Below are 14,648 nucleotides of genomic sequence, written 5' to 3'. Positions count from 1 at the left end.
CTGAGCCATGGAGCGGCGGAAGAGGTTTCGAAAGTCCTTTCTCCTTTCAGGCTTTATTGCCCTCTGCGGGGTGAGTCTGTTTTTCGCCCAGGGGGTGGGTCAGGGACGGTATGCGCTCTCCGATTCCCTGGCTTTCTTCCACTTTGGGGGGCTTTCCCCAAGTGAACGAACTATCCTCTTTGCCATCCGCCTCCCCCGGGTGGTCCTTGCCCTTCTTGTGGGGGGAGGACTGGCTCTTTCCGGGACCGTACTCCAGGGGCTTTTCCAGAATCCCCTCGTTGACCCCTACATCCTCGGAGTAAGTTCAGGGGCAGCCTTTGGGGCAGTGGTGGCGATGCTGACCGGGGTGTACTTTGGGCTTTTCACCGTTCCGCTTTTTGCCTTCCTGAGCGCCCTGGGAACGGCGATTCTCGTCTTCCGCCTTGCCCGGGTGGGACGGAGGATTCCCCTGGAGACACTTCTCCTTGCAGGGCTTGCGGTGGGCTTTTTCTTCTCCGCCCTCATCACCCTCGGGATGTTCCTTTCAGGAGAAAACCTCCACCAGGTGGTCTTCTGGACCGTGGGGGGGTTCTGGAACCGGGGATGGGGGGAGGTCAGGATGGTGCTCCCCTTTTTCGCCTTTGCCGTCCCCTTTCTCCTGTCTTTTGGGCGGGAACTCAACGCCTTTCTTTTGGGCGAGAAAGCCGCCGAGAGCCTGGGGGTCGATGTGGAGCGCTTCAAGCGCTGGGTTCTTGCTGTGGTGTCGCTGCTTGTGGCAAGCTGTGTGGCCACAAGCGGCGTCATCGGGTTTGTGGGGCTTGTGGTGCCGCATATCCTGCGGCTTCTTGGGTTTCAGGACCACCGGTTGCTTCTGCCGCTGTCTCTGTGCACCGGGGGCGCAGTGCTCCTTCTTGCCGATACCCTGGCCCGGAGCATCATCCATCCTGTGGAGCTCCCTGTGGGCGTGGTGACCAGTCTCCTTGGGGCTCCCTTTTTCGTGTACCTCCTCCGCCAGAGGAAAAGAGGCTTATGAGGCCTTATCTTGAGGCCGTGAACGTTTCCTTTGCCTACCACGAGGGTGAGAGCGTCCTGAGTGGCGTGACCTTCGCCCTGGAGCGTGGGGATTTCGTGGGCGTTCTGGGGCCAAACGGTTCGGGGAAGACGACGCTTGTCCATCTTCTGGCAAGGCTTTTGCCAGTGAAGGAGGGCACTATTTTCCTCGAGGGGCGGGATATCGCTACCTTCCCCCGCCGCCTCTTTGCCCGCAAGGTCGCGGTGGTGTTCCAGGAAATCCCTGGGCGTCTGGACCTCCCCTGTTTCGATGTGGTCATGATGGGGAGAATCCCCTACCTTTCTCGTTTTCGGAGGGAAACAAAAGCCGATGAAGAAGCCGTGCTCTGGGCCATGGACGTGACCTCGACGCTCCCTTTTGCCGAGGAGCCCTTCAGCGAGCTCTCTGGTGGAGAGAAACAGCGGGTGCTCATCGCCCGGGCCCTGGCCCAGAAACCCGAGCTCCTTCTCCTTGATGAGCCCACGAGCCACCTTGATGTGGCTCATGAACTTGAAATCCTGAACATCCTTCAGGGTCTTGTCCGCCTGGGGATCACCGTCGTTGCCGTGTTCCACGACGTGAACCTGGTGGCCCGATTCTGCGAAAAGGCGCTGCTTCTCAAAAAGGGTCTGCTTTGCTCTTTTGGAAGAGTCGAGGACGTTCTGCACGAGGCCACCTTAGAGGAGCTCTTCGGCGTGCCCTTCACGAAAGTTCTCCACCCCCTGTCCGCCCGCCCGCTCTTTATCCCCCTGGGGGAAAGGGTCCTGAAAAAACAGCGAGGATGGGTCCACCTGATCTGCGGTGGAGGGAGTGGCATCCCCATTATGCGCCTCCTCTCTGAGGAGGGGTTTTCGGTGAGCGTGGGGGTGGTCAACCGGTTTGATTCCGACGAGGAGATGGCTGAGCGTCTCGGATTCACGGTGGTACGGGAAAAACCCTTTTCCCCCGTTGGGGAGGAGGCGCTGAGAGAGGCCCTGGAGCTTGCCCGGCGGGCTGACGCAGTGGTTGTTGCTCCCACCTTCTGGGGGTGGGGCAACGTCGCCAACCTCGACCTCGCTCTGCAGCTTAGGGAGGAGGGAAAGCCGGTATTTGTGTTTGCGGAGACCCTGCGGAAGGAGCGGGACTACACCGGTGGTGAGGCCCAGGGGAAGCTCCATGAGCTCTGCGCCCGGGGGGCCGAGGTTGTGCACCAATTGCGGGAACTCCTCCAGGTCTTGGAGCGTCGCTTGTGGTATAATGCTTGAAAAGGTGAAGGAGGAGACAACAATGCAGCGGAGGGGTTTGGTGGTTCTTGCGGTTGTGCTTTTGGTGGGGAGCATGGTGGGCCTTGCCCGTGCAGAGGTTCTCCTTCGTTTCACCCTCCATCCTCAAGTGTACATCTCCATCCCCCGTTCGGCGGACGTCTCCGTCTCTGTGGATCGGGGAGAGGGTGCGACCTATGACATCGGTGACCCCATCACCATTCGTTTTCGGGCAACCCGGGATGGCTACGTGAACCTCATCGATTACCTCCCGGGCGGCGACGTGCAGGTCCTCGTGCGGAACCGGTTTGTTCGCGCCGGTATCGGTGAAACGTACTCGAAAAGCGTTACGGGTCCAGGAGGGACCGAGCGGCTCGTGGTGCTCCTCACCCGGGACCCCGTCTCGGACGGGGACCTTGAGCGCTTCATCCAGGCCCCGCATCAGGCAGGGCGTATCTTCCACGCCCAGTACGCGACCGACCGGACGCATTTCCAGGTGGTGGCCCGGATGGAGGGAACGGTGCTTACCCTGGAACCTCAAACGGTTCAGGTTGGTCCCTCCAGCGCCCTCGTGTTCACCGCCTCGCTTTCGACTGCCTCAGGTCAGCCCCTTGAGGGGCGGGAACTCGTCTGGTCGGCAAGTGGCGGTTCCCTGGCTGCAACCCGCACCGTGACCGATGCTCGTGGGATGTCCCGGAACACCTTCTACGTACCTTCCTTTTCGGGAACGGTGACCGTGGAGGTGCGTTTCCCGGGTGACGTTCGCCTTGCCCCCTCTTCGGCGGCAGCCACGGTTGAGGTGGGTGAGAGAATCGTTGAGACCTACCTCAGCATTGAACCGGCAAAGACCGTCCTGGCCTCAGGGGAACGGATACGAATTGTGGCCTACCTCCGGGACCGGGAGGGACGGGCTCTGGCCGGTCGCACGATTGAGTGGGAGGTCCCTCAGGGAACCCTGAGTGCGCCTTCCAGCGTCACCGACACCTCCGGTCGGGCCTGGGTGTTCTATACTGCTCCCAGAGTGGCGACCACAGGAGATTTCGACCTTGTGGCCCGCTTTCCGGGAAGCGCCCAGTACGCTCCTTCTGAAGCCTTCGTTACCCTCACGGTGGAGCGGGTTCGCCCGGTGCTCTCGGAAGCCCTCTTTTTCGTGGATTTCTCAAGCGGTTCTCCAAAGCACAACGGGAGCCGCCTGAGCTACCAGGGGAGGGTGGTGTCCGGGTTTTCGGTGAACGACGTTTCCCTCCTCGAGATGCGCCGTGGAGAGGTGCTCGAGTTCCGTTTCTCCCCCGGAGGCGTGCCTGAAGAGGGTGCCGTGTACCTCTGGGTTCAGGGAGACCCCAACACCCGGGTGCGGGTGACGCTCAACGGGAAAGACCTCGGCACCATTCCGGCGGTGAGCGGTTTACTTACTCCGGGCACCGAACAGCGGCTCCTGGCCGTAGCGGGGGATTTCGTCGAGGGGACCAATATCCTGAGGATTACTGCAGAGGGCCCGGCAAGAGGCGTTGTTCGCCTCCAGCGGGTTGTGGTGGTCTTCTGAGGGAGAACGGTGGGCGGCAAGAAGTCGCAATCCGGGATTCTTCGGGAACTTACCCGACTTTTCCCGCTTCCAGAGGGTGAGGAGGGTCTCTTCAGGATTTTCGATTTCGCCCTGAAGGTCCTTGGAGCGTCGGGTCTTCTCTACGTCAGGGGAGAGCGGCGCTTCGTGCGGGGTGCCGGTTTTCCCCAGGGCGTGGAGAACCTTGTAGGATCCTGCACCCTTCGGCGTGGAACGGTCAATTCGCTCCGCTTCCGGCGGTTTGTTATCGCCCGGGAGGCAGAGCTTTTCGTCTTCTGGGAGGAAAACGGGAGGCGGACTTTCCCTCTTCCGGTCCTCTCCCTGGTTGTGCGTCTCCTGGAGCTTTTTGAGCGTCTGGACCATGCGAGGAAGCGCTGGCTCTGGCTCTTTGACGGCAATCCCGACCTCCTCTTTTTCCTCGATGAGCAGGGGCGCATTCTTGAGGTCAATGCCCGGGGAGAGCGGATCCTGGGGCGGAGAAAGGAAGACCTTGTGGGGAGAGCCATTGCCGAGTACATCGGCGAGGAGACCTGGTGGCTCCTTAAGGAAGAAGCCCAGGGGGGTCGAGGACCAGCGAGAATTGAGCTCACCCTTTCTCGTCCTGGAACTCACCTTGCACACTTTGAGGCCCTGCTTTTCGCCTTTGAGGGTGGACGGGTTTTCTGGCTGGTGCTTAGGGATATCGGCGAGCGAAAGCGGTACGAATCGGTGCTTCTGCGTTTTGCCCTCTACGACCAGCTCACCGAGGTGTACAATCGCCGGTTTCTTGAGGAGTACCTCCGCAAGGAACTCGAGCGTGCTCGCCGGGAGGGTTACCCCCTGGCCCTGGTGATGCTTGACATTGACGCCTTCAAGGCCATCAACGACCGGTACGGGCACGTCTTCGGGGACGAGGTCCTGCGGATGGTGGCACGACTCCTCCAGGAGAGTCTGCGTTCAAGCGATGTGGTGGCTCGCTACGGTGGGGACGAATTCGTCCTCGTTCTCCCCAAGGTAAAGGAGGTAGACGTCCACAAAATCATGGAGCGAGTGAGCCGCAATCTCCGGGGAGCCCAGGTGATGGGTGAGCCTTTTCCGGTCCGGATTTCCTACGGGGTGTGTCTCTGGGACGGCCAGAAGAACGTTTCGGAGCTCTTCCAGGAGATTGACCGGAAGATGTACGAGATGAAAAAACAGAGGAGTGGCGTTTCGTGACCTTTCTTCAGGGCGTGGTGAACCTTCCTGCGGACACGCCGTTCAACGAAGCGGGGTTCTGGGAGTACACCGCATCAAGCGAAGAGGAGGCCCCGAGTATCCCACTTTCGGGGGCAAGGGTCCTTGTGGTTCTTGCCGAAAGCGGGGTACCGGTCACCCAGGCTGTCACCAACGACGATGGGGTGTTTGTCGCCCGGGTTCCCTCTGGAGAGCGGTATTTCCTTGAAGTTTACGTTGAGCATGACCTCGTGGCGTTGGCCTTTGTCGAGGTGGGTGAGGAGAAGCACCACGATGTGGGTGTGGTCGGCGATGCAAGCACGCTCCTTGCGATAGGCAAGAGGCGGGCTCTTGCTGTGCCTGGAGCTGAAGAACATCTGAGCGAAGAGGTGCTCAAGGCCTGGAGGGAGGATCTCCTCAAGCACTGGCGAAAGGGGAAAAGCCTTGTGCACTTCCCGCCCCTTAAAGAGGTGGCGAAAAAGCACGCGGTCCTGTCCCTGGATCCTCTGCGTCTTTTCACAAAGGTCGAGCACTTCTTTGGCGAGGATGGACATTACCTCGTGGTTCTCTGGGAGGCTCAGGAAGAGGTGGAAACCACGCTGTACCTTCGCCCTTTTCGCCTTCCGGTCTTCCAGAAGGAGGGTCCTCTTGAAGGGAAAACGGGGCGCTTTGTCATGCCTGTTGAGGAGTTTGAAGGGTACCTCTTTTTCCTTGAGGCCAAAAACAAAGCCCACCTTCTTGGTCGTACCCCTACCTATGCCGTCCGGGCTCCCTTCACCCCGCAGATCCGGGACGCGACGCTTTTTGGGTACCAGGAGGGGCCGGTGACGGTCCTGCGGCGGGAGACACGGGGAAGGAGAATCATCCACTTCCACTCTGACCGTGATGGGATCATCGTCCTGACCCTGCGGGGGGCCCAGGAGCGGGGTTTTGCAATCGAAATGGAGTTCGATCTCACCCGGAAGCGGATTTTCCCCAAATGTTTCATGCAGGAGGGCTTCAAGCACCTGACGCTCGCCATGTACTTCTCGGAGGACCGTTCCTTCTTCTGGGGTCCGGTGGGACGGGGTGTGAAGGTCCGGGACGAGGAATGGGAGGAGCTTCTACGGCTGTGGCGGGGGGAGACTCCTGAGGTTTCCCTCAAGGACCACTTCGTGGAGGTGGGGTTTGGTTTCCCTTTTGTGGAGGTCATCGGCTTTTTCAGGGACCAGGAGTTCCGTCTTTTCGCCAACCGTTACCCTGAGGATGGGGTGCTGCTCCTTTCCTGCCGCCGCCTGAACTCCCTTGAGGTGGAGTCCACGGTGTACTACCGGGGTCGGGTGAGGCTGTGGGGGGAAGGGGTATTTGAGGGGTGTTTCCTTGATGTGGACTTTGAAGGGAAGTTCGTCGAGGAGACAGAAAAAGAGGACGAGGACGCCTCCTCCTTCCAGAGCTCGGTGAAGGGACCGGTGGTGCTCCAGGCGAAGTTCTGGGTTGGGCAGATCAGAGGGTTTTCTCCGGATACGCGCAAAGGTCAGTGATGGGGCAGGCGTGGCAGCTTGGTCTTTTGGCCTGGCAGATGAATCGTCCCAGAAACCCCAGAAGGTGTGACGCCCGGATCCACTGATTCTGGGGGATAAGCGTTCTGAGGTCCTCTTCAATGCGGTCGGGGTTCTGGGCCCTGGTGAGGCCGATGCGCTGCGCGACTCTCCCCACGTGGGTGTCCACGGGAATGGCGGGGATGCCGAAGGCATTGGCGAGGACAACATTTGCCGTTTTCTGCCCCACTCCCGGAAGCTGCACGAGTTCCTCCAAAGACGCAGGAACCTCCCCACCGAAGCGCGCGACGAGCTCCTGGCTCACCTTCTTGATGAAGGCGGCTTTTTTCCGCGCATAGTTGAGCGGTTGCACGAACTTTGCCACCTCTTCCTCAGGCGCTTCGGCAAGGTCTTGGGGTGTGGGAAAAGCAGAAAAGAGTTTCCGGGTCACCTCGTTGACCTTCTCGTCCCTTGCCTGGGCAGCAAGGATTGTGGCGATGAGGAGTTCAAAGGGGTTACGGAACTCAAGGAGTAGGCGTGCGTCGGGAAACCGTTCCTCTAAGCGGTGAAGGATTGCCTCAATCCTCTCCTCCATTGTGCTCCCTCCTTCCTCTGATATAATAGAGGAAGCTCTGGCGGCGAGGAAGGGATAGGCATGAAAAAAGTCCTGCTTTGTCTTCTGGTGCTCTTTCTTGCTTCGGTGTGGGCCTTCGGCGAGGAGGAATCGCCTGAAACAAAAGAGGTCATCCTGGAAAACGCCGAAAAAATCACCTACGACTCGAAGAACGAGGTGTTCAACGCCTCAGGGAACGTGGTCGTCATCCAGGGGGAGAACCGCATCGAGTGTGGGGAGCTTTCTTTTAGCCTCAGGGAGAACCGGGGGGCGTTCCGGGGAGGGGTACGGGTCACCCGGGGGAAGACGGAAATCCGCGCCCTCACCATGGAGGGGGACTTCGACCGTGAGTTCTACACCTTCCAGGGGGGTGTGGAGCTTCGGAAAGAACGGGAAAGCGAGGGGGAGACCTCGGTGATTCTCTGGAAAGCCGAAACCCTCTCCTACAACGGGAAGAATGAGGAGGCCTGGAGCGAAGGAGGGGTGGAGATTGCCTGGAAGGAGGTGCTCCTTCGGGCGGACCGGGCACACTACTTCCCCAGGGACGAAGCGAGGGGCGAGGAAGAACGGATGGTCCTTGAGGGGAATGTCGTCATTGCCGAGAAAGAGCGGGAAATCCAGGTGGCTCAGGCGGTGTACTTTCTGGATACTGAGAAGCTCGAGGCTTCGGGCATCACCCGGGCAAAGTTCGTTATCAGGGAGAAGGAATGAGCCTCACCAGGTGGCTTGGCGTTGCCGTTACCGTCCTGGGGATTCTTGCGCTGTGCCGCTTTGCCTCTTCAAGCGAAAAGGCCATAGAGCTTGAGGGTGAGCGCCTCGTGTACTTTCTAAGGGACGAAGAGGTCCTGGTCATTTCGGGAAAGCTCACCTACGAGGACATCACCCTCACGGCCTCCGAAATCCGGGTGTTTTTGAGAGACGAGCGGCTTGAAGCCCGGGGGAATGTTCGGGTGACGCGAAAGGACGAGGGGTTCACCGCCGAAGAGGTGGTCTACAGCTGGAAGGAGAACTGGTGGCGCTCGAAAAAGGTCTCTTCGGAAATCACCGGAAAGGGCATTGAGGGCAAGCTCTTCTTCCGGGGAGAGGTGGTCGAAGAAAAGGATGGTACCATGACCATTGAGGGGGCGAGGCTCACAAGCTGCGATCTTCCCGAACCTCACTACTTCATCGAGGCCAGGCGCATCGTGATTTACCCGAACAAAAAGGTAGTCCTCTACCGTCTCTCCTATTTTGACTTCGGCCGAAGGCTCTTTTCTCTCCCGTCCTACGCCTTCTTCCTCAACCAGAAAGAACAGCTCCCCCTCCTCCCCATGGTGGGGTATTCCCGCGCAACCGGGTACTACCTGACCTACTACCACAACTACTTTCCGAATGACACCTCCTTTGGCACGGTGGAGCTGAGCTTCTGGGAGAAAATCGGGTGGAAGCTGAGCATCACGCACTACATTGACCATGAGAAGGAGAACGAGAAGGGGAAAATCAGCGTCGAGTACCTGGACCGAAAAGGCGCCCCCCCGAAGGTCACGGCAAAGGGCGAGTACTCCCGGAAGTTCGGCAAGACCCTGGACCTCTCTTCGAACTTCTCGTACGCCCAGACGGTGGGGGAGAATGACGCAACCCTTTCGGCTCAGGCGCTTCTCACCTATACGGAGAAGAAGCTCCAGAGTAAACTCACCGCAAACTACACCGGAAGCTCTCCTCAGGAAAGCAGCGCCCTTTCAGCCACCTGGGTGACGTCTTATGACCTTGGGGGGATGGTGGCGAAGACTCAGCTCGTTTTCCGAGAGGATACCCGCTTTGGAGCGTACACCGATAGAGACCTCCAGTACGAGGTGGCCCTGCAGAGAACCCTCGGAGCGTACACCTACACCCTTCGCTACACAGGCCATGACGATCCTGAAGGCGATGCCTATACGGGGGATTTCGTGCGCTTTGTGCGGAAAATCCCGGAACTTGAGGTGGTCCGCAAAAAAGAGCGTCTGGGGAAATCGGACTTCACCTGGCAGGCAGGGGTCCTTCTTGGGCACTACGCCGAGGAGGACACTGGGGTGGTGGACGAGCGCCTGCAGCTTTTCCTCGACCTTGAGGGGAAAAGCACTCTCGCAGAAGATGTAGCACTTGCCTCGAAATTTCGTTTTGAGCAGAATTTCTACGGGAACGGGTTTGCCCGTTACGTGTTCTCGGGGTCACTTGCCCTGGAGAAGCGGCTTTCCGACGTCCTCAGCCTCTCCCTCTCCTACAACCGGGCGGGGTATGCCGGAGCGACGCCCTTTCGTTTTGACTACACCACTCCGAAAACGGAGTTTCTGGGGCTTGGAGTGGTGTACGACAGAGGTCCCTGGAGTGTCCGGTTTGAGTCAGGGTACGATACCCTGAGCGGGGTATTCTCGGAAGGGGTCCTTAAGGTGAGCTATGAAGAAAGCGCGGCCAAAAGCTTTGAGGTTCGGGGAAGCTACGATTTCAACGAGGGAACCTTCACGGGAGTGGTGGTGGAGCTCTCCTGGCCCCTCTCCCGGGAATGGCATATCGGCCTGAGCGGGGGATGGAACCCGGGAAGCGGAGAGCTTGAGGCCCTCCGGGTCCGGCTCACCCGGGACCTCCACTGCCGGGAAATCAGCCTCTTCTACGACCGCTCCCAGGATACCTTCTGGGTAGAGTACGGTATCAAGGCCTTTCCGGAGCAGACGGTGAGGATTGGGGGTGAGTGAGGATGCACCGGATGGTGTCTCTAATGCTTTTGGGGCTTCTGTGCGCAGGGTGCGCCTTTGGGGAACAACCCCAGTGGGGTGAGGCGGGAAAGACCGTCACTTTTCGGATTACCTGTAAGGAGCATCTCGACCCGAACCTCGTGTACCGGGTAGCTATTGATACCGACGGGAACGCCCTTACCGGTCCCTCGGACGATCCCAGAGAATGGACCGGGGTGTACGTTCTTGAGTGGCGAGAAGGCACCCTCTGGCTTGTGCGCCCTGATGGGACAAGGACCTATATCCCCACGGGGGGTTTCTCTGGTGAAACCGCCGAGGCCACGGTGAATCTCGAGGATCTCGGAAATCCCGGGCAACTCGAGGTGATGGTGGCCGTTGAGGATAGCGGGGGGAATGTCGTTGACGCCTTACGGACATTCTTCACCGTTCGCCTTAGGTACCAGCGGTTTGTTGAGCGGGGTGATGAGGAAGGTGATGCGAAAGACCCCTCGGGGGACCTCCTCCGGGTGAGTGTTGAAGTGAGCTTCTGAAAGGGGGAGAACTGTGCGGTACGGGTGTGTGTTGCTTTTGGGGGTAGCGCTTGTGTTGCTCCTTTTTTTTCCTGGGTGCCACCTTCCTTCGGGAGGTTCTTTTCCGGAAAGCGGAAGACGGTGGACGTTTATGGTCTACATGGCTGCCGACAACGACCTTACGGGAGAAGCCTGGAAGGATATCGATTCCATGGAGCTTGTGGGATCAAGCGACGACGTGGCCATTGTGGTCCAGGTCGATACTCCCTCGGGGGCCTGGCGGTACCTTGTCACAGAAGACGCAACCCCTGGCGCCATTGCCTCTTTGCCCCTTGGGAGTCTTGGAAGGGTGGATTCAGGAAGCAGTGAAACCCTCCTTGACTTCATCCGCTTTGCCCGAAGCACTTACCCCGCAGCGCACTACGCCCTGGTTCTCTGGAACCACGGTTCAGGAGTGAAGGCCGCCACAAAGGACATTGCCTTTGATTTCACGACTCAGAGGGCCATCGCTCTGCCGGAGCTCCGATCTGCTCTGGCCCGCTCGGGGGTGTTCTTCGACCTTCTTGGGATGGATGCCTGCCTCATGCAGATGGTGGAGGTAGCCTATGAGGTGCGGCACAACGCCCGGGTTCTTGTGTCTTCCCAAGAAAACGTCCCTGGGGAAGGATGGGACTATGAGACAGTGCTTCGGGAACTCACTCGGAATCCCTCCATGGATGCGACGACCCTTGCCCGAATCGTCGTAGAGAGCTATGCCGCATACTACGGACGAAGCGGTATTCCGGGAAGGTACACCCTCTCGGCGGTGGACCTTTCAAGGGTTTCGGAGCTCGCCTCGGCTATTGACGCCCTGGCGCTTGCCATCCTCAACGACTTCCGCACTCCTCCCTGGGTGTACGTCGCTTTGGGGGACTCGGCGCTCTATTTTGGCGACCCGGACTTTGTGGACCTTGGGGATTTCATGGGACTTCTTCTTGCCTATCCCGGGATCAATCCCGGGGTGCGGGAGAGGGCGCAGGTTGTCCTTGAGGAGCTCAGAAGGTGCGTGCTGTACGTCCAGAGCGTGAGCGTGGGAAGTGGTATAATAGAAACATCCGGGCTGAGCGTGTATTTCCCCTATACCGAGTACGTGCGGAAGTACGAAAGCTTGGCGTTCGCTTCCGCCACATCCTGGGATGAACTTGTACGGTATCTCATACCATGGCGGTACAGGACGGAGAGGAGGTGGGAGTATGCATCGCTACGAGGTTCAGATTCTTCGATCGCTCAAAGAGGGTCCAAAGAGCTTCTGGAAGCTCCTTGACGAACAGGATGAGCACATTAAGGGATTCGTGGAGCGCCTGAAAGCGCTTCTTGAGGCGGGAGTCGTCACGTACAGCGATGGGAAATTCTTCCTAACCCCTCTGGGGGAAGAAAGGGCTGCTTCCCTTCTCCCCCGAAAAGACGTTCGTTGCCCCCACTGTCAGGGAGGCTACACGTTCTCGGTTTTCTCCGAAGCCTTTGCGTTCTACCACAGGCTCGTTGAGGGTCGTCCCCTTCCTAACCTCGACTACGACCAGGGGTTCATGACAGAAAGCGACGTGTTTTCCCGGGTGGCGTTCCTCTATGAACGGGGGGACCTTGAGGGACAGGATATTCTGATTCTTGGGGACGACGACCTTTTGAGCCTGGCTCTGGCGAGCACCGGCCTTCCCCGGTCCATCACCGTCCTTGAGGTCGACCGGCGCATTGTAGAGTTCATCACAAGAAGATCGAAAGAACACGGTCTTGGCATCACCGCCCTGGAGTACAACGCTGCTTCCCCATACCCCTTGAAAGACCACGCCTTTTCCGTTTTCATCACCGACCCTGTGGAGAGCGAGAAGGGCCTCAAAATCACCCTCTCCCGGGGAGCCCAGGCACTTGAGCGGGGCGGAGCACTCTACTTCGGTCTCACCACCATCGAGTCTTCCTGGCACAAGTGGTACAACGTGGAGCGGATGCTCCTTGAGATGGGGTTTGTGGTGACCGATATCCTGCGCCGCTTCAGCGCCTATCCTGACTCGGACAACCACTTTGACGAAGAGTTCTACGACCGGACCATGATGCGCCGGCTCATGGATGTGGCGTTCCCTCTTCCTGCCGATGCGGACTGGTTCCGCTCGAGTTTCATTCGCTGCGAGGCGGTGGAAGAACCACGGCCCCTCGTCGTGGGCGAGGTGGTCTTTGATACCGACTTTTACCTTGATGAAGAGACCATGGCTACCCCGAAATTCATGTGAAATTTTGGGAAAATCCTGGAAGGGGTGTAGCCAAATAGACGTTTTTGGCGTATATTATAGGTGAAGGATAGGTGGCTATCCTGTCCCGAACTCCTGGGTGGAGAGAAAGGAGGTGAAACGGAAAAACTTGGTGGCCCGGGAGGAGGGATATGCGGTGGCGGCCGGAAGTCCGGAAGGAGGAAGGGGAGGAAACAGGGAAACTCTCTGACCCCTCCTTGGGAGGACGGAAGGCTGAAAAAACCAGAACGACCAAGGAGGTTTGTGTATGAAGAAGCTCATTTTAGCCGTTGCTCTGGTGCTTGCCCTGGCGCTTCCTGCCCTGGCAGCAAATCCTTTCGTGGATGTGCCCCTGAACCACTGGGCCTATGATGCTGTCCAGAGCCTGGCGGCCAAGGGCATCATCGTTGGGTACCCTGACGGGACCTTCGGTGGCAACCGTGCACTCACCCGGTACGAGTTCGCCATGGCCATTGCCCGTGCCGTAGGATACCTCGAGCAGAAGATTGGGGAAGCTGGCTACGCAACCCAGGAAGACATCGCCACCTTAGAGAAGCTCGTCCAGGAGTTCGCCGATGAACTCAAGCAGCTTGGCGTCACCGTTGACGACCTCAAGAAGGCTCTGGGTGAGCAGAGTGCCGCCATCAAGGCCCTTGAGGACCGGGTTGCAGCACTGGAGAAGTACGCCGAGCCCGTGAAAGTCACCGGAGAGTTTGACGTTACCTACACCGCCTATGCGCCCACCGCTTCTGGGAAGACTGATGCCAAACTGAGCGATGAAACCACCCTCAACATTGTCGCCACCATCAACGATTACACCACCGCCGGCGTTGAGCTCAAGATCACCGACACGCTCAACACACCTTCTGTCTCGGCCGATAACTTCTTCATCGACTACAAGAAGGACGAGTGGTACATCCGGGTTGGCGACATTGATCAGCCCAAAGTGGACCTTGGCCTTGTCCTTGGTGAGTACCAGCCAGACGATGACGACGACGACTTAAGCTACGAGGGTATCTACGTCGTCTACGCTCCGGAGGATAGCGACATCACCTGGAAGATGTACGGCGATGTCAACGAGTTCTACTCGCTGCGCCTTGAGTGGGAGAAGGTTGCCCTTGGCGTCACCTGGATGCCCGAAGGCGCTTCACTCTACAACGCAAACTCTGACCTCATCGTCAGCGCCAGTGGCTGGACCGATTTCGACGAATCGGACGTCACCCTGAAGCTCGAAGGTGCCTATGGGGTCCTCTCCGGAAACTACGGCGTTGCCGGCGAGGTTAACATCAAAGCGAGCGAGGATATTACCTTGACCCTTGACGGACACTACATCACCGCTGGATTCACTCCGGCCACCTCTTCGGCATCTCCGAGTGCTTTCAACGCCGACGAGTTGGGCTTTGGCGTCGCTGCAACCTTCGACCTCTCTGCAGAGGACAGCGCTGAGAAGTGGACGCTTGACCTTGAGTACGACTATGCCCAGGCAATCTCAAGCGGTGCTCGGACCAAGAACCAGGTCAGCGGCAAGGTCACCTATATCCCCGAGGATGCAGCAAAGGATGTTCCTGAGATCACCTACGAAGGCACTGAGGAGAAAGGCGTCGTGAAGGTCACCTACGACCTCCTCACGAGCGGCATCACCCTCTACGGTGCGTACCTCAACTACCCGCTTGACCTCGACAGCGAAGAGAACGCTGCCTACCTCTCGGTCGGTGCCGAGTACAACATGGCCACTCAGGGCATTACCGCTGTCGGCCAGTTCAAGTACCAGTGGCTGGACAAAGGCACCACGGCAACTCTTGAAGCCCGTTACGATAGCGTCACACCCTCCGGCGTTCCACCCTACAGCGTCCTGGCTCAGCTTGATTGGGACATGGCGGCAAACACCACCCTCACTTTGAGCTACGAACTCAACACCTTTGATGCAGGCGACGACTTCGGTCAGGGGAACATCACCGACGCAGCCGGTACCGTCACTGCAGAGCTTACGGTCAGCTTCTGAGCACTGGTTCTGCGCCCC

At 58.8% G+C, this 14,648-nt stretch carries 12 protein-coding genes; 11 read left to right on the top strand and 1 reads right to left on the bottom strand.

The window, feature by feature from the left end; all coding sequences use genetic code 11:
• Positions 1-7: 7 nt before the first annotated feature.
• Genes ACP6EK_RS01980 through ACP6EK_RS01960 form a run of 5 tightly spaced genes read left to right on the top strand, consistent with a single transcriptional unit; the run spans position 8 to position 6,543 of the window.
• On the top strand, positions 8-1,012 hold the full coding sequence (locus tag ACP6EK_RS01980; RefSeq protein ID WP_438317141.1) for a FecCD family ABC transporter permease: 1,005 nt from the start codon (positions 8-10) through the stop codon (positions 1,010-1,012).
• Positions 1,009-2,274: an ATP-binding cassette domain-containing protein gene (locus tag ACP6EK_RS01975; protein ID WP_438317138.1), complete on the top strand. Its 1,266-nt coding sequence runs from the start codon at positions 1,009-1,011 to the stop codon at positions 2,272-2,274. Before ACP6EK_RS01980 ends, ACP6EK_RS01975 begins: the two co-directional genes overlap by 4 nt.
• 22 nt (positions 2,275-2,296) lie before the next feature.
• On the top strand, positions 2,297-3,814 hold the full coding sequence (locus ACP6EK_RS01970; protein ID WP_438317135.1) for a DUF4384 domain-containing protein: 1,518 nt from the start codon (positions 2,297-2,299) through the stop codon (positions 3,812-3,814).
• A gap of 9 nt (positions 3,815-3,823) precedes the next feature.
• On the top strand, positions 3,824-5,026 hold the full coding sequence (locus ACP6EK_RS01965; RefSeq protein ID WP_438317132.1) for a diguanylate cyclase domain-containing protein: 1,203 nt from the start codon (positions 3,824-3,826) through the stop codon (positions 5,024-5,026).
• Entirely contained in the window at positions 5,023-6,543 is a 1,521-nt protein-coding gene (locus ACP6EK_RS01960; protein ID WP_438317129.1) for a hypothetical protein, read from the top strand. The genes ACP6EK_RS01965 and ACP6EK_RS01960 overlap by 4 nt, the downstream gene beginning before the upstream one ends.
• Here ACP6EK_RS01960 and nth read toward each other — a convergent pair.
• Complete coding sequence (gene nth, locus ACP6EK_RS01955; protein WP_438317126.1) at positions 6,506-7,135, bottom strand: endonuclease III; 630 nt, start codon at positions 7,133-7,135, stop codon at positions 6,506-6,508. The two genes, ACP6EK_RS01960 and nth, sit on opposite strands and share 38 nt — an antisense overlap.
• A 60-nt stretch (positions 7,136-7,195) precedes the next feature.
• Between nth and ACP6EK_RS01950 the strand changes: the two genes are divergently transcribed.
• The 6 genes from ACP6EK_RS01950 to ACP6EK_RS01925 all read left to right on the top strand — a co-directional run bounded on the left by ACP6EK_RS01950 (position 7,196) and on the right by ACP6EK_RS01925 (position 14,630).
• Complete coding sequence (locus ACP6EK_RS01950; protein ID WP_438317123.1) at positions 7,196-7,864, top strand: hypothetical protein; 669 nt, start codon at positions 7,196-7,198, stop codon at positions 7,862-7,864.
• Complete coding sequence (locus tag ACP6EK_RS01945; protein ID WP_438317120.1) at positions 7,861-9,861, top strand: hypothetical protein; 2,001 nt, start codon at positions 7,861-7,863, stop codon at positions 9,859-9,861. Before ACP6EK_RS01950 ends, ACP6EK_RS01945 begins: the two co-directional genes overlap by 4 nt.
• Before the next feature lie 2 nt (positions 9,862-9,863).
• Entirely contained in the window at positions 9,864-10,391 is a 528-nt protein-coding gene (locus ACP6EK_RS01940; protein ID WP_438317118.1) for a hypothetical protein, read from the top strand.
• 130 nt (positions 10,392-10,521) lie between these two features.
• Positions 10,522-11,673 carry a clostripain-related cysteine peptidase gene (locus ACP6EK_RS01935; protein WP_438317115.1) on the top strand — a complete coding sequence of 384 codons (1,152 nt, stop codon included), beginning with the start codon at positions 10,522-10,524 and terminating at the stop codon, positions 11,671-11,673.
• A complete protein-coding gene (locus tag ACP6EK_RS01930; protein ID WP_438317112.1) occupies positions 11,603-12,631 on the top strand; it encodes a bis-aminopropyl spermidine synthase family protein in 1,029 nt (342 codons plus the stop codon). The genes ACP6EK_RS01935 and ACP6EK_RS01930 overlap by 71 nt, the downstream gene beginning before the upstream one ends.
• 265 nt (positions 12,632-12,896) lie before the next feature.
• Complete coding sequence (locus ACP6EK_RS01925; protein WP_438317109.1) at positions 12,897-14,630, top strand: S-layer homology domain-containing protein; 1,734 nt, start codon at positions 12,897-12,899, stop codon at positions 14,628-14,630.
• The last annotated feature ends 18 nt before the right edge of the window (positions 14,631-14,648 follow it).

Source organism: Candidatus Caldatribacterium sp. SIUC1 (assembly GCF_051549785.1).
Taxonomy (GTDB): Bacteria; Atribacterota; Atribacteria; order Atribacterales; family Caldatribacteriaceae; genus Caldatribacterium.
Note: the sequence above shows the minus strand (reverse complement) of the source record. Positions and strands in the feature narration are given on the sequence as shown.